The organism is Phycicoccus sp. 3266, from assembly GCF_031456495.1.
In the GTDB taxonomy this organism is placed as follows: domain Bacteria; phylum Actinomycetota; class Actinomycetes; order Actinomycetales; family Dermatophilaceae; genus Pedococcus.
The window spans coordinates 41,777-57,648 of sequence record NZ_JAVDUW010000002.1 but is presented as its reverse complement, the minus strand read 5'-3'; the positions used below and the strand labels follow the sequence as shown (position 1 = coordinate 57,648).

General features: G+C 71.8%; 11 protein-coding genes. 2 read left to right on the top strand and 9 right to left on the bottom strand.

Features of this window, described 5'->3' with window-relative positions:
• Position 1 precedes the first annotated feature (1 nt).
• Positions 2-1,177, top strand: coding sequence for an MFS transporter (locus J2X64_RS10050; protein ID WP_310153364.1), 1,176 nt, complete (start codon positions 2-4; stop codon positions 1,175-1,177).
• Positions 1,178-1,243: 66 nt separating this feature from the next.
• Here J2X64_RS10050 and J2X64_RS10045 read toward each other — a convergent pair whose 3' ends face one another.
• The 9 genes from J2X64_RS10045 to J2X64_RS10005 form a co-directional block, all read right to left on the bottom strand.
• A complete protein-coding gene (locus J2X64_RS10045) occupies positions 1,244-1,564 on the bottom strand; it encodes a hypothetical protein (RefSeq protein WP_310153362.1) in 321 nt (106 codons plus the stop codon).
• A 13-nt stretch (positions 1,565-1,577) separates the two neighbouring features.
• Positions 1,578-3,341: a sodium:solute symporter family protein gene (locus J2X64_RS10040; RefSeq protein WP_310153360.1), complete on the bottom strand. Its 1,764-nt coding sequence runs from the start codon at positions 3,339-3,341 to the stop codon at positions 1,578-1,580.
• 78 nt (positions 3,342-3,419) lie between these two features.
• Complete coding sequence (locus J2X64_RS10035) at positions 3,420-5,456, bottom strand: ABC transporter ATP-binding protein (RefSeq protein WP_310153358.1); 2,037 nt, start codon at positions 5,454-5,456, stop codon at positions 3,420-3,422.
• 55 nt (positions 5,457-5,511) lie between these two features.
• On the bottom strand, positions 5,512-7,245 hold the full coding sequence (locus tag J2X64_RS10030; protein ID WP_310153355.1) for an ABC transporter ATP-binding protein: 1,734 nt from the start codon (positions 7,243-7,245) through the stop codon (positions 5,512-5,514).
• Positions 7,245-7,859 (bottom strand): TetR/AcrR family transcriptional regulator, encoded by a 615-nt coding sequence (locus J2X64_RS10025; protein ID WP_310153352.1) that lies wholly within the window; start codon positions 7,857-7,859, stop codon positions 7,245-7,247. Before J2X64_RS10025 ends, J2X64_RS10030 begins: the two co-directional genes overlap by 1 nt.
• Positions 7,860-7,968: 109 nt before the next feature.
• Entirely contained in the window at positions 7,969-9,468 is a 1,500-nt protein-coding gene (locus J2X64_RS10020) for a PqqD family peptide modification chaperone (protein ID WP_310153349.1), read from the bottom strand.
• The gene (locus J2X64_RS10015; RefSeq protein ID WP_310153346.1) at positions 9,468-10,178 is read right to left on the bottom strand and encodes an AIM24 family protein; all 711 of its coding nucleotides are present in this window, start codon (positions 10,176-10,178) and stop codon (positions 9,468-9,470) included. The genes J2X64_RS10020 and J2X64_RS10015 overlap by 1 nt, the downstream gene beginning before the upstream one ends.
• 126 nt (positions 10,179-10,304) lie before the next feature.
• Positions 10,305-12,815, bottom strand: a complete 2,511-nt coding sequence (locus J2X64_RS10010) for a sodium-translocating pyrophosphatase (protein WP_310153342.1) — start codon at positions 12,813-12,815, stop codon at positions 10,305-10,307.
• A gap of 235 nt (positions 12,816-13,050) precedes the next feature.
• The gene (locus J2X64_RS10005) at positions 13,051-13,395 is read right to left on the bottom strand and encodes an anti-sigma factor antagonist (RefSeq protein ID WP_310153339.1); all 345 of its coding nucleotides are present in this window, start codon (positions 13,393-13,395) and stop codon (positions 13,051-13,053) included.
• Positions 13,396-13,465: 70 nt separating this feature from the next.
• Here J2X64_RS10005 and J2X64_RS10000 point away from each other — a divergent pair, with 70 nt between their 5' ends.
• A complete protein-coding gene (locus J2X64_RS10000) occupies positions 13,466-15,853 on the top strand; it encodes a DEAD/DEAH box helicase (RefSeq protein WP_310153338.1) in 2,388 nt (795 codons plus the stop codon).
• The last annotated feature ends 19 nt before the right edge of the window (positions 15,854-15,872 follow it).

Genomic DNA, 15,872 nt, shown 5'->3' with positions numbered 1-15,872 from the left:
CATGAGGGAGCTGCCGGTCTGGGTGCGGTGGCTGCTCGCGGGACGGTTCGTCAACGCGCTGGGGTCGATGGCCTGGGTGTTCGTCCCGCTCTACCTGGTCTCCGACCGCCACCTCGACGAGGCCACGGCGGGCTCCGTCGCGGCGGTCTGGGGCGCCGGCATGATCGTCGGGAACCTGGTCGGCGGCACCGTCGGCGACCGCTTCGGCCTGCGCCGCACCCTCGCCGGCGCCTCGCTGGCCTCGGCCGCCGGTTGCCTGCTCGTGCCGGTCACGCCGACGGGCAGCCTGCCGGTGGTCCTGTTCCTCATGGGCGCCCTCGGCGGCGTCGGCCGACCCGTGTCGTTCGCGCTCGTCACCAGCGCGCTGCCCACCGAGCACCGCCGGCAGGCCACCGCGTGGATGCGAGCGGTCAACAACGCCGGCACGGTGCTCGGTCCACCGCTCGGCGGCCTGCTCGCCGTCCACCACTTCGGCGTCGTCTTCGTCATCGACGCCGCAGCCAGCCTGCTCATGCTGGGTGTCGTGATGTTCGTCGTGCCGACCTCCGCCCCCACGACCCTCTCAACCGAGACGCCCACCCGGCTGCTGGCGGCGCTGCGGGCGGACCCTCGCTTCGTCCTGCTCCTGCTCACGGTCGTCGCGGCCGACACGGCCTACCGGTTCGCCTACTCGGCCGTCCCCTGGCAGCTCGAGTCGCTCGGCGCCGCGCCCTGGGTCTACGGGACCACGATCTCGCTCAACTGCGCGCTCATCGTGCTGTTCGAGCCGTGGCTGGCCCACCGCCTGCGCGAGCGGCCGCCGGAGCGGCTCATCGCCGGGGGCTTCCTCCTCGTGGGTGTGGGGTGGCTGCTCGTCGCGCCCGCCCCGGGGCTCGTGCTCGTCCTCGTCGCGGTCGCCGTCGTCACCGCCGGCGAGATGCTCTACAAGCCGACCGCGACCGCCCACGCCGCCGACCGTGCACCCGAGGGCATGCACGGCCGCTACCAGAGCCTCTACGGCGCCGCGTCCATCGGCGGCACGGTCCTCGCGCCACCCCTCTCGGGCGCCCTCTTCCAGGTGGACCCGCGGCTCATGTGGGCGGTGGGCGGCCTCCTCGGGCTGGCCGCCGCCGCGGCGCTCAGCCTCACCGGGCGCAGGGCGCTGCGCCGCACGCCGGAGTCCGTGCCCCACCCCTGACACGCGTATGCCGCGTGGACGCGTCCACGCGGCATACGCACCCCGGTCGGTGGTGACCGGAGAGGGTCAGTGGCTCCCGCCCCTGCGGGTGGGGCCCGGACGCGTCGGGTCGGTCTCGGCCGGCTCGACGTGCTCGGGCACCACGATCGGGCGCAGCCGAGCCCAGCCGAGGAAGACGGCCGAGGCGACGGCCAGGGCGAGGCCTGTCCACAGGTTGGCGTTGATGCCGCCGGTCTTGTCCTTGTCCGGGTCCATGAACAACCCGGCGAGCAGGAGCAGCACCCCGTAGATGCCGAGCAGCAGCCCGATGATGTTGCGGATGTCGAACGCTCCAGCGGTCTTGCGCGGCGCGCGGGCCCCCTGACGGGACCTGTCGTTGTCTGCCATGGCTGCGCTCCTCTCAGAAGGCGACGTTGAGGATGATCACGAGGACGAGGGCGATGCCGGCGAGGGGCATGGTCCGCTGGTACCACGGCTGGCTGGCCTCGTCGGGGTCGACGAGGTCCTCGCGCGGCGTCTCGGAGTAGACCAGGCCCTTGAGCTCGCTGACGGGCTTGGGCTGCGTCACCATCGACACGACCACGCTGAGGACGATGTCGACGACGAACGCGGTCGAGGCGGCCACGAAGCTCGCGCCCTGGCCCGACAACGGGATCACCCCGAGGCTGGCCGAGCCGAAGGCGTCCTTGGACAGGAACGCCACGGCCACCGCCGACAGCGTGCCCGCGGAGAGACCCACCCAGCCGGCCGTCGCGGTCATCCGCTTCCAGAACATGCCGAGGATGAACGTCGCGAACAGCGGGGCGTTGAAGAACCCGAACAGCGTCTGGAGGTAGTCCATGATGTTCGAGAAGTTGCTCGCCAGCGTCGCGGTGAAGATCGCGACGATCGTCGCCGCCACCGTGGCCAGCCGACCGATGCGCAGGTAGTAGTCGTCGCTGTGGTCCTTGCGGATGTACCGCTGCCACAGGTCGTAGCTGAAGACGGTGTTGAACGCCGAGATGTTCGCGGCCATGCCCGCCATGAACGCCGCGAGCAGTCCTGCGATCGCCAGCCCGAGCAGGCCGTTCGGCAGGACGTCACGCATGAGCAGCAGCAGCGCGTCGTTGTACTTCACGCCCTCGCCCGAGGCGCCACCGGGCGGGGAGCCGCCGTTCTTGAGGTCGATCATCTCCTTGACCAGCACCGCGGAGACCATGCCCGGGAGGATCACGATGAAGGGGACGAACATCTTCGGGAAGGCGCCGATGATCGGCGTCTTGCGCGCCGCCGAGATCGACTTGCTGGCCATCGCCCGCTGGACCTCGACGAAGTTCGTCGTCCAGTAGCCGAAGGAGAGGACGAACCCGAGGCCGAAGACGATCCCGACGACCGACCAGAAGCCCGAGTCGAAGCCTGACAGGGCCTGGCCCGGCCAGGACTCCAGCTGCTGCTGCGCGGTGGCGACCTTCGCCGACGGCGGCGCCGCACTGGCGGCCGCGGTGATCTTGTCCTTGAGCCCGCCGTACCCGCCGACGCGGTGCAGGCCGATCAGGGTCAGCGGCAGGAGGGACGCCACGATGACGAAGAACTGCAGGACCTCGTTGTAGATCGCGGCCGAGAGCCCGCCCAGCGTGATGTAGGACAGCACGATCGCCGCGGCGACGATCAGGGCCACCCAGAGGGGCCAGCCCAGCAGCGCGTGGACGATCGAGCCGAGGAGGAACAGGTTGACGCCGGCGATCAGCAGCTGGGCCAGCGCGAAGCTGATCGCGTTGACGAGGTGGGCGCCCGTGCCGAAGCGACGGAGCATGAACTCCGGGACCGACCGCACCTTGGAGCCGTAGTAGAAGGGCATCATCACGACGCCGAGGAAGAGCATCGCCGGGATCGCGCCCACCCAGAAGTAGTGGACTGTCGGCAGGCCGATCTGCGCGCCGTTGGCGGACATCCCCATGATCTCGACCGCGCCGAGGTTGGCGGAGATGAACGCCAGGCCCGTCACCCACGCCGGCAGCGAGCGCCCCGACAGGAAGAAGTCGATCGAGTCGGACACCTGCCGCCGGGCCAGCACACCGATGCCCAGCACGAACGCGAAGTAGGTGGCCACCAGCAGGTAGTCGAGCCAGTTCGCGTTGATGAGGGTGTCGGCGGCCGGGGCGGCCAAGTGGACCAGGGAAGACATCGGCGGCTCCTCGCGCACGGACGGACGTCCCCAAACTAGGCGGTATGCCGTGGTTCGGCACCCGGGGACCCCGTGGCGTCAGCTGCCGGCGGTGGCCATCTCCGCGGCCGGCGCCTCGCCGGTGTCGACGTCCACGGCCGCGCCGCTGAACTGCGCGGCATACAGCTCGGCGTAGGCGCCCCCGCGCTCGAGGAGCTCCTCGTGCGAACCCTGCTCGACGATGCTGCCGTCGCGCATCACGAGGATGACGTCGGCGTCGCGGATCGTCGAGAGCCGGTGGGCGATCACGAAGCTCGTGCGGTCGTGCCGCAGCGCGGCCATCGCCTGCTGCACGAGCAGCTCCGTGCGGGTGTCCACCGAGGAGGTGGCCTCGTCGAGGATGAGCAGCGCGGGGTCGGACAGGAACGCACGCGCGATGGTGACGAGCTGCTTCTCACCGGCGCTGATGTTGCCCCCCTCGGCGTCGAGCACCGTGTCGTAGCCGTCGGGCAGCGTGTGCGCGAACCGGTCGACGTAGGTCGCCCGCGCCGCGGCGAGGACCTGCTCGTCGGTCGCGCCGGGGTTGCCGTACGCGATGTTCTCGCGGATCGTCCCGCCGAACAGCCAGGTGTCCTGCAGCACCATCCCGATCTGGCTGCGCAGGCCGCGCCGGGTGAGCTCGGTGATGTCGACGCCGTCCAGGGTGATCCGGCCGGCGTCCAGCTCGTAGAACCGCATGATGAGGTTGACGAGCGTCGTCTTGCCGGCACCGGTGGGACCGACGATGGCCACGGTCTGGCCGGGCTCGACCACGAGGTCCAGGTGCTCGATGAGTGGCGCGTCCTTCGTGTACGAGAAGGACACGTCCTCGAACGCAACCCTGCCGTGCGGCGTCGCGAGCGTCGTCGGGTTCCCGCTCTCCGGCTGCTGCTCGGGGGCGTCGAGCACCTCGAAGACCCGCTCGGCCGACGCGACGCCCGACTGGAGCAGGTTGGCCATGGAGGCGACCTGCGTCAGCGGCTGGGTGAACTGGCGCGAGTACTGGATGAACGCCTGCACGTCGCCGAGGCTCATCGACCCGCTCGCCACACGCAGGCCGCCGACCACCGCGACGACGACGTAGTTGAGGTTCCCGATGAACATCATCGTCGGCATGATGATGCCGCTGATGAACTGGGCGCTGAAGCCGGCATCGAAGAGGTCGTCGTTGCGGGACCGGAAGGCCGCGCGGACCTCGTCCTGGCGGCCGAAGACCTTGACCAGCTGGTGCCCGGTGAAGGCCTCCTCGACGATCCCGTTGAGCTCGCCCGTGCTCTTCCACTGCTGGACGAAGTGCTTCTGCGAGCGCTTGCCGATGGCCGCGGTCACCACCATGGTCACGGGGATCGTCACGAGCGCGATCACCGCCAGCAGAGGGGAGATGTAGAGCATCATCGCGATCATCGCGACGACCGTCAGCAGCGAGGTGAGCATCTGGCTCAGGGTCTGCTGCGTGCTCTGCGCGACGTTGTCGATGTCGTTGGTCACCCGCGACAGCAGCTCGCCACGGGGCTGCGCGTCGAAGTACGGCAGCGGCAGCCGGTTGAGCTTGTCCTCGACGTCGCGCCGCAGGGTGAAGATCGTCCGGTTCACGGCCCCGATGAGGATCCAGCCCATCGCCCACGACAGCAGGCTCGCCACGGCGTAGATCGCGAGGACCGCGAGGAGCACGCGACCCACCGCGCCGAAGTCGATGCCCTGGCCCGGGACCAGGTGGTCCATCCGCGCCACCATGTCGGCGAACGTGCCCTTGCCCTGCGCCCGCAGCGCCTCGATCACCTGCGCACGGGTCGCCGTCGCCGGCAGCCGCTGGCCGATGACCCCGGCGAAGATCAGGTCGGTGGCCCGGCCCAGGATCTTGGGGCCGATCGCGTTGAGCGCCACGCTCGCGACCGCGAGGCCCAGCACGGCATACAGCCGGTGGCGCTCGGGGCGCAGCAGGGACAGCAGCCGCTTGGCCGACGGGACGAAGTTCTGCGACTTCTCCGCCGGCATGCCGACGCCCGCCATGGGCCCGTGCCGCTGCCCGGCGCGTGCCGCCGGCCCTCGTCGGGCCTCGGCGGCCCGCTCCTCCTCGGTCTTGACTCCCTCAGCCATCAGGCTGCCCCCGTTCCCCGGTCGGTCGTGGTGTGCTCGTGGTGGGCGCGCGCGGTCATGCCGCCTCCTGCGCCGCTCGCTGGGACTCGACGATCTCGACGTACGTCGGGCACGTCGCCAGCAGCTCGTCGTGGGTCCCCGTGCCGACCACGCGGCCGTTGTCGAGGACGACGATGTGGTCCGCGTCGACGATCGTCGAGACCCGCTGGGCCACGACGACGACTGCCGCGTGGCGGGTCACCGGCCGCAGGGCCGACCGCAGCCGCGCGTCGGTCGACAGGTCGAGGGCGGAGAAGCTGTCGTCGAACAGGTAGATGTCCGGCTTGGCCACCAGGGCCCGCGCGATGGCGAGGCGCTGGCGCTGGCCGCCGGAGACGTTGGTGCCGCCCTGCGCGATCGTGGCGTCGAGGCCACCGGGCATCGCCCGGACGAAGTCGTCGGCCTGCGCGATCCGCAGTGCCTCCCAGAGGTCGTCGTCGGTCGCGTCGGCGTCGCCGTAGCGCAGGTTGGAGGCGACGGTGCCGGTGAAGAGGTACGGCTTCTGCGGGACCAGGCCGATCCGGGCCCAGACGTCCTCGAGCGCCGCCTCACGGATGTCCACCCCTCCGATGAGGACGGCCCCGCCGGTCACGTCGTACAGCCGCGGGACGAGGGAGACGAGCGTGGACTTGCCGGAGCCGGTGCTGCCGATGATCGCCGTCGTGCGGCCGGGCTCGGCCGTGAGCGAGACGCCTTGCAGGACAGGGACGTCCGCGCCGGGATAGGTGAACTCGACGTCCCTCAGCTCGAGCGTGACGCCGCGGGTGGGCAGTGGCACCGGGGCCGAGGGCTCGACCACGGTCGACGCGGTGTCGAGGACCTCCCCGATGCGCCCGGCCGACACGGTCGCGCGCGGGATCATCATCGACATGAACGTCGCCATCATGACCGACATGAGGATCTGCATGAGGTAGCTCATGAAGGCCGTGAGCTCGCCGATCTGCATCTGCCCGCTCTCGACACGGTGCGAGCCGAACCACAGCACCGCCACCGTCGAGGCGTTGAAGATCAGCATCACGATCGGGAAGACCATGGCCATGAGCCGGCCTACCGCGAGCGCCGTGCCGGTGTACTGCGTGTTGGCCTCGGCGAACCGGGCCTCCTCGTGCTCCTCCCGGACGAATGCGCGCACGACCCGGATGCCGGTGATCTGCTCGCGCAGCACCCGGTTCACCCAGTCGACCGACTCCTGCATGAGCCGGAACTGCGGGATCATCCTGCGGATCACCAGTGAGACGGACAGCGCCAGCAGCGGCACCGCGACGGCCACGAGCCAGGACAGCCCGACGTCCTCGCGCAGCGCCATGATGATCCCGCCGACCATCATGATCGGCGCGGAGACCATCATCGCGGCGCCCATGAAGACGACCGTCTGAACCTGCGTCGCGTCGTTGGTGTTGCGCGAGATCAGCGTGGGTGCGCCGAACCGCGACACCTCCTGCGCGGAGAAGTCGCCGACGCGGGCGAAGACGTCGGCGCGCAGGTCGCGGCCGAGCCCCGCGGCGCACCGGGCGCCGAGGTAGGTCGCCGCGACCGTGGCCGCGATCTGCGCCAGCGAGACCGCCAGCATCCAGCCACCGGTGCGGATGATGAAGCCCGTGTCACCGCGCGCCACCCCCTCGTCGATGATGCGGCCGTTGAGGCTGGGCAGGTAGAGCGAGGCGATGGTGCCGACGAGCTGGAGCGCGACGAGCGCGACCACGAGGCCGCGGTACGGCGCGAGGTAGCTGCGGATGATCCTGACGAGCACTACTTCTTCCCCCTGGTGGACGGTGTGGCGGTGTCGGCGAGCGCGCCGTCGAGGAGGACCCCGACGAGGGCCTCCGGCGCGGCGTTCGTGCCGTCGAGCATCGGGTGGACGCTGGAGAGCGTGAGCATGCGCAGGTAGGCGAGGAAGTCCCGGGCCGGGATGCGCAGGTCCTCGACGTCCGCGCCGACGAGGTCGACGAAGGCCGCGTCGAGCTCGGCGGTGGCCTCGCGCCTCCGGCGGACGGCGTCGGCCCCGGTCGGGTGGGCCAGCGGCTGCCCGGTCGCCTGCAGGACGCTCATCATCGTGAAGATGCCCTTGAGGTGGTCCTGCATCACCCCGACCGCGACCGCCAGCCGGTCGCGCAGCGGCAGCCCCCGGTCGACCGCGGCGAGGTCGGCGAGCAGCCCGGCGTTGTCGAACGCCTCGTGGACGCACGCCGTGATGATCTCGTCCTTGTTGTCGAACGCGCGGAAGAGCGTGCCCTCGGCGACCCCGGCCGCCTTGGCGATCTCACGGGTGCTCACCGCCCGGCCCTTCTCCCGCAGCAGCGGGAGGGTGGCCGTGACGATGGCTGCACGACGTGCGTCGGGCGTCATGGGGCGGGCTCGGGTCACGCCCTTCAGGCTAAGTGAGTGAGCACTCACTCACAACAGTGTTTCCGACCTGCGCAGATGCCGTCCCCCGTGACGGAGGTCTGGGTCGCCGCTCACTCCGGCGCCGCGGTCAGACGAGCAGCCCGTCCGCCACCAGCGCCCGGAGCAGCGGCAGCACCTCGGCGCGCACCTCCGTCTCGTCGACCCCGAGGAGCGAGGCGATCGCGGCGACCGCCGCACCGGCCGACAGGCTGCCGTCGCACACGCTGACGAGGGCGGCCCCGGCGGTGCCGAGGCGCACGACCCGGCCGAGCCCGCCGCCCTGCCGGAGCAGGATCACGGTGGGGTCGGTGTCGCCGGGACGGCCGTGCCGCTCCTCGGTGACGTCGTCCGCGCAGCGCCAGGCCACCTCGAGCAGCTCGTCGTCGGTGTGCTCGGCCAGCCACGTCCGGGCGGCCAGGCCGGCGAGCACGGCCGGACCCATGGGGCTCGCCACCGGACCGGTCGCCTCGGTCAGGTCGAGGAACGGGTCGCGGTCACCGGTCGGCCGCTGCAGCGTGATCACGCCGAAGCCGATGGCGCTCACGCCGCGCGAGGCGAAGTCGTCCAGCCACGCGGCATACATCGTCGCGAACTCGCTCGTGGCGCTGTGGTGGCCGCCGTCGCGCGCCCACGTCTCGGCGTACTGCGCCGGGTCCTGCACCTCGCGCTGCACGACCCACGCGTCCAGCCCCGAGCCCGCGACCCAGCCGCGCACGCGGTCGCGCCAGTCGGAGTCGCCGACGACCTCCCAGTTGCCGAGGAACTGCGCGATCCCGCCCGGCGCGAGGTGGTCCCCGATCGAGCGCACGAGGTCGGCGACCAGGGAGTCCCCGGCCTGCCCGCCGTCGCGGTACTCGAAGAGGGGGACGTCGGGGGTGCGCGGTGTGATGACGAACGGCGGGTTGCTGACGATGAGGTCGAACCGTTGTCCCGCAACGGGATCCAGCATCGACCCCTCGACGAACGTCCAGTCGCACCCGTTGAGCTCGGCGTTGAACGCGGCATACGCCAGCGCGCGCGCCGAGATGTCGGTGACGGTGACGGACGCGGCGTGGGCGCCGAGGTGCAGCGCCTGCACGCCGCAGCCCGTGCCGAGGTCGAGGGCCCGCTCCACCCGTGGGCGGGGCGTCCAGGAGGCGAGGGTCGTCGAGGCGCCGCCGATGCCGAGCACGTGGTCCTCGGACAACGGTGCGCGGGTGGCGAGCTCGGACAGGTCCGAGGCCACCCACCAGGCGTGGTCCTCGTCGGCGTAGGGGCGCAGGTCGCACGTGGCCACGACGCCGGGGCCCTGCTGCACCACGAGGCGCAGCCGCTCGGCCCCCTCGACGCCGAGCGTGGGCAGGGCGCGGGCCGCGTCGTCGGCGTCGACCGCGTCACCGAGGGTGAAGAGCCGGACGAGCGTCGCCAGCGGGGTCCCGGCCGTGGCGGTCACCCGCTGCGCGGGCAGCACCTGCTCGCGACCCAGGGCCGCGGAGGCGAGCGGCCCGAGCAGCTCCCCCACCGCCTCGACGGTGTATGCCGCGTGCTCGAGGTCGGCGCGCAGGCGGGCGACGAGGTCGGCGTCGACGATCGGCGGCGGCGCGCTCATCAGTCGAGCAGCCCGCCCAGGTTGAAGCCACCACCGCTGCTGCCGCCCTGCGCCGGCGGCGGGGTCCACTCGTTCGGCTGCACGATCACGAAGCCCGGTCCGGAGAACGCGTACTGGAACGCCTCACCGGAGCCGCCGCGCAGCATGGACCGCACGTTCATGCTCGACACGACCTGGGGCACGAGGTTGGCGGACCAGCCGACGCAGGCCTGCACGTCGACGTACGTCGGCTGCTGGCCGCAGTCGAGGACGACGGGCTGGCCGACCGTGTGGATGGCCACCGTGCCGGTGCCCTGCAGGGTCGTGTTGAACAGGCCGCCGCTGAGCATGCCGGCGCCCTGGACCCGCTTGATGTCCCAGCCGATGCTCGAGTCGAACGCCAGCAGGTTCCGGGCGTTCACCGACAGGGCGTCCCCGGCGAGGTCGACGAGGAAGACGAAGCCGCCCTCGGAGGCGAAGAAGACGTCACCCTCTCCGGAGACCCGCATGAGCGACACGTCCTCGCCCGTGACGACCTTCTTGAAGAGCTTGCCGACGCTGCCGGCGCTCTCGTGGTCGAAGCGGATCGCCCCCTGGTAGGCGACCATCGCTCCCTTGACGGCGAGGACGTCGCCACCGAGGTGGACGCGCAGCATCTGCGGGTTCTGCAGGGCGAAGCGCTGCTGCGCCTGGACCTCGAGGTTGGCCTGGTCGAAGAGAGGGCTGTGCACGCGCCCCAGCCTAGGGGCGCGGGGGTGCGCGCCGACACCGGTCCGAGTCGACTGAACGCAGTTCCCGCACGACGACGCGGCCGGCGCCACCCGTGGTGGCTCCGGCCGCGTCGGCTCCCGAGGGGGTCAGCGGTTGACGGGCTCCTCCGTCGCCTCGGCGGTGTGGCCGGGGACGGTGCCGTCGGTCGGGCCCGCTCCGGGGGTGGGACCACCGGCGGTCGAGGCCTCCGAGGAGGTCGCCGCACCCGGGACGGTGGCGGCGCCCGTGTCGGGAGCCACTGCGCCGGCCCGCGTGGCGGACTCGTCGTCGCCGATCGCGAGGTCGCGGGACTTGGAGACCGCGACCGCACCGATGACGATGACCAGCGCCGCGATCGCGATGCCGTATCGGACCGGGCTGTTCTTCCCGTCACCGATCGACAGGGTCACGATCGCGGGGGCGATGAGCACCGACACGAGGTTCATGACCTTGATGAGCGGGTTGATGGCGGGGCCGGCGGTGTCCTTGAAGGGGTCACCGACGGTGTCGCCGATGACGGTGGCCGCGTGGGCGTCGCTGCCCTTGCCGCCGAAGTGGCCGTCCTCGACGATCTTCTTCGCGTTGTCCCAGGCCCCACCGGAGTTGGCGAGGAACACGGCCATGAGGGCGCCGGTACCGATGGCGCCGGCGAGGAACCCGGCCAGCGCACCGATGCCGAGGCCGAAGCCGACCGCGACCGGCATCAGGGCCGCCAGCAGGCCCGGCGTCGCCAGCTCACGCAGCGAGTCCTTGGTGCAGATGTCGACGACCTTGCCGTACTCGGGACGGGCGGTGCCCTCCATGATCCCGGGGATGTCGCGGAACTGGCGACGGACCTCGAACACGATGGCACCGGCGGCGCGGGTCACCGCGTTGATGGCGAGCCCGGAGAAGAGGAACACGACCGCGGCACCGATGAGCAGGCCGACCAGGACGTTCGGGGAGACGATCTCCAGCCCGAAGGAGGTGGTCAGCTGCTTCTGGATCGCCTGCACCTCGGCCTGGCCGATGACGCCGGTCTGGGCCTGCTGCTCGAGCTTGGCCAGGATCGGGTCGAAGGCGCCGCGCCAGGCGTCGGAGTACGAGCCGAACAGCGCGGTGGCCGCGAGGACGGCCGTCGCGATCGCGATGCCCTTGGTGATGGCCTTGGTGGTGTTGCCGACCGCGTCGAGGTCGGTGAGGATCTGCGCGCCCTCGCCGTCCACGTCGCCGGACATCTCCGCGATGCCCTGGGCGTTGTCCGACACCGGGCCGAAGGTGTCCATGGCGACGATGACGCCGACCGTGGTCAGCAGGCCGCAGCCCGCGAGCGCGATGAGGAACAGGGACAGGACGACCGAGCCGCCACCGAGCAGGAAGGCCAGGTAGACCGCGCCACCGATGATGACCGCGGTGTAGACGGCCGACTCGAGGCCGACGCCGATGCCGGACAGGACGACCGTGGCAGCGCCGGTGAGCGAGGTGCGGGCGACGTCCCGGGTGGGACGCTTGTCGGTGCCGGTGAAGTAGCCGGTCAGCCACAGGATGATCGCGGCGAGGACGATGCCGATGACCACGGCCAGGATCGCCGTGACCCGCGGGTTGCCCGTCAGCTGCGACACGGACTGGTCCGTCGACTCCAGACCCTTGAAGGTGTCGGGCAGGTAGACGAAGGCGGCGACGGCCGACAGGACGGCGGCGATGGCGGCCGAGATGTAGAAGCCGCGGTTGATGGCCGACAGCGCGTTCTCGCCGGGCTTCACGCGGGTGATGAAGACGCCGATGAGGGCGGTGACCGCGCCGATGGCGGGCACGAGGAGCGGGAAGACCAGGCCGTAGGTGCCGAACGCGACCGAGCCGAGGATCAGCGCGGCCACGAGCATCACGGCATACGACTCGAAGAGGTCGGCAGCCATGCCGGCGCAGTCACCGACGTTGTCGCCCACGTTGTCGGCGATCGTCGCGGCGTTGCGCGGGTCGTCCTCGGGGATGCCGGCCTCGACCTTGCCGACGAGGTCGGCGCCCACGTCGGCGGCCTTGGTGAAGATGCCGCCACCGACACGCATGAACATGGCGAGCAGGGCGGCGCCGAAGCCGAAGCCCTCGAGCACCTTGGGGGCGTCACCCTTGTAGAGCAGGACGACGACGGAGGCGCCGAGCAGGCCGAGGCCCACCGTCGCCATGCCGACGGTGCCACCGGTGCGGAACGCGATCCGCATACCGCCGTCGCGGTCGCCCTCGCGTGCAGCCGAGGCGACCCGGACGTTCGCCTTCACGGCCAGGCTCATGCCGAGGTAGCCGATCGAGGCGGAGAAGAGCGCGCCGACGACGAAGAAGGCGGACCGTCCCCAGCGGATGCTCGCCGTGTCGGCGGGCAACAGGAGCAGGAGGCCGAAGACGAGCACGACGAAGATGCCGAGGGTCTTGAACTGCCGGGCGAGGTACGCCTGGGCGCCCTCCTCCACGGCGGCACCGATCTCCTGCATCTTCTCGGTGCCGGCGTCGTGCGACAGGACCTGCTGGCGGAAGAACACACCCATGCCGAGCGCGATGACGGCAACCACGGCCACCACGATCACCAGGGTGAGATTGGAGCCGTCCAGTGTGAGGGCACTGGCGGCTGGCGCGACGCGCAACATTCCATCCTCCTCGATGGGGAAACTCTCCAAACCGCCCACGGGCACGCTGGCCAGCGCGCCGCACGAGGGGACGATGTCGCGAGGGTAATGCACGTCACACCGTAAATGTCAGCGGGTGAGCAGGGTCACACGCAGATTTCCTGCGGTGTTTTCGCAGCGTGTGCGCCTGTCCGTGGCCGCGGCGCGGCGTGTGAGCCGGACCGGTCGGCCGCCTCCGTGCTGTGACGCCGAGAGCTCAGACCGCCGACGCGGCGGTGGCTTCCTCGACGGTCGGGTAGATGTGGAACACCTTGTCCAGGCCGGTGATCTTGAAGACCTTGAGGATGCGGTCCTGGGCGCTGACGATGCGCAGCGTGCCGTTCTGGCCGCGGACGAGCTTGAGCCGGCCGACCAGGACGCCGAGGCCGGTGCTGTCCATGAAGGTGACCTTCTCGAGGTCGACGACCAGCTCGGTGCGCCCGGCGGCCACCTGCTTGTCGAGCACCTCGCGCAGCAGGGGGGCCGTGTAGACGTCGATCTCACCGGCGACGTGCACCACCGTCACGGCACCCTGCTCCGTGCTGGAGACCGACAGATCCACGCCTCTTGCCTTTCACCGCGTTGACCGGGCGCGACGGAGACCGTCAGCCCACGGGATTACCGTAGCGGCAATGTCCATCCCCAGCGCCACCGGATCCCCAGCGGCGAGCCGCGGGGCGGCCGGAGAGCTCGGCCGACCCCCCGGCTTCGACCCGCTGGCCGCACTGTCCGCGCTCGCGTCCGGTGCGCCCGACCGGCTGCGCCACGTCCACGAGGTGCCGGCGCGGAGCGCGCGTCCCGAGCCGTGGCCATCGTGGGTGGACCCGACCGTGTATGCCGCGTGCGCCGGCACCGGGATCACCTCCCTGTGGTCCCACCAGCGCGAGGCCGCCGACCACGCGTGGGCCGGCCGGCACGTCGTGATGTCGACCGGGACGGCGTCGGGCAAGAGCCTGGGGTACCTGCTTCCCGTCCTCTCGGCCGTCGTCGAGGGCGCTGCGGCGCCGTCGGGCCGAGGTGCGACGGCGCTCTACCTCTCCCCCACCAAGGCACTGGCCGCCGACCAGCTCGCCCGGATCCAGGCGTGGGCCGTGCCGGGAGTCCGCGCTGCCACCTACGACGGCGACACCCCCACCGAGGAGCGGCGCTGGATCCGCGACCACGCCCAGCTCGTCCTGAGCAACCCGGACCTCGTGCACCACTCGCTGCTGCCCGGGCACGAGCGCTGGGCCCCGTTCCTACGGGCCCTGAGGTACGTCGTCGTGGACGAGTGCCACGTCTACCGGGGCGTGTTCGGCTCGCACCTCGCCGCGCTGCTGCGCCGGCTCCGGCGGGTCTGCGCGCGGTACGGGTCGCACCCGACGTTCGTGCTGGCGTCCGCGACCGTGCGCGACCCCGGGCTGCACGCGCAGCGGCTCACGGGGCTCGAGTTCGAGGAGGTCACGCGGGACGGGTCACCGCGGGAGGCGATGACCTTCGCGCTGTGGGAGCCGGGCGAGCTGCCCGACGGGTCGGGCCGCCGCAGCGCGACGTCCGAGGCCGCGGACCTGCTCGCGTCGCTCGTCGCCGACCGGGTGCAGACCGTCGCGTTCGCGCGGTCGCGCGCCGGTGTCGAGGCGCTGGCGACGAGCGCCCGGCGCACGCTGGACGACGAGGGGCACGTGCGGGCGGCCACGGGCGTCGCGGCATACCGGGGCGGTTACCTTCCCGAGGAGCGCCGCGAGCTCGAGCGCTCGCTGCGCGACGGCACGCTCGTCGGGCTGGCTGCCACCAACGCGCTCGAGCTCGGCGTCGACGTGTCCGGCCTGGACGCCGTGCTCATGGCCGGGTGGCCCGGCACGCGGGCCTCGCTCTGGCAGCAGGCGGGACGGGCCGGGCGCGCCGGGACGCGCTCGCTGGCCGTCTACGTCGCGGCCGACGACCCCCTCGACACCTACGTCGTCGGGCACCCGGAGGTCGTGTTCGGCCAGCCGGTGGAGGCGGCGGTCCTCGACCCGGAGAACCCGTACGTCCTCGGTCCGCACCTCGCGGCCGCCGCGGCGGAGCTGCCGCTGCGTGAGGTCGACCTCGACCTGTTCGGGGGCGAGGCGGTGGCCCGGCCGCTGCTCGATGCGCTCGTCGCGCGCGGCATCCTGCGGCGCCGGCCCAACGGCGGGTGGTACTGGGCGCGCTCGGACCGGCCCGGTGACCACCTGTCCCTGCGCGGGGCCGGCGAGGTCGTCGGGATCGTGGAGAGCCGCACGGGTCGGGTGCTGGGAACCATCGACGGCGCGAGCGCCCACACGCAGGTGCACGCCGGGGCGGTGCACGTCCACCAGGGCCAGACGTACGTCGTCACCGAGCTCGACCTCGAGGGCGGCACCGCGACCGTCGTGCGCGGCGACCCGGGGTGGAGCACGTTCGCCCAGTCGGTGAGCGCGTTCGACATCGTGGCGGCCGAGCGCTCGCGACGGGTCGGGCCCCTCGAGGTGTGCTTCGGCTCGGTCCGGGTCCACACGCAGGTGACCTCCTTCCTGCGGCGCCTGCCGAGCGGGGAGGTCCTGGGCACGCACCCCCTCGACCTCCCGCCGCGGACGCTGCGGACCAAGGCTGTCTGGTGGACGATGCCGGTCTCGTGGCTCGCCGCTGCCGGGGTGGCCGAGGTCGACATCCCCGGCGCCGCCCACGCGGCCGAGCACGCAGCCATCGGGATGCTGCCCTTGGTGGCGACCTCCGACCGGTGGGACATCGGCGGTGTGTCCACGGCCGATCACCCCGACACGGGCCTGCCGACGATCATGGTCTACGACGGGTACCCCGGCGGGGCAGGCTTCGCCGAGCGCGCGCACGAGGCGGTCAGTGCCTGGCTGCGGGCCACGCTCGAGACGATCGAGGGGTGCGGCTGCGAGGCCGGGTGCCCGGCGTGCGTCCAGTCGCCCAAGTGCGGCAACGGCAACGAGCCCCTGGACAAGGTGGGAGCCGCGCGGCTGCTGCGGGCCACGATGGGCGAGCTGGGACGTGAGGCGGCGTCAGGTCCCTGACCTGCGGTTTTGCCGCCGG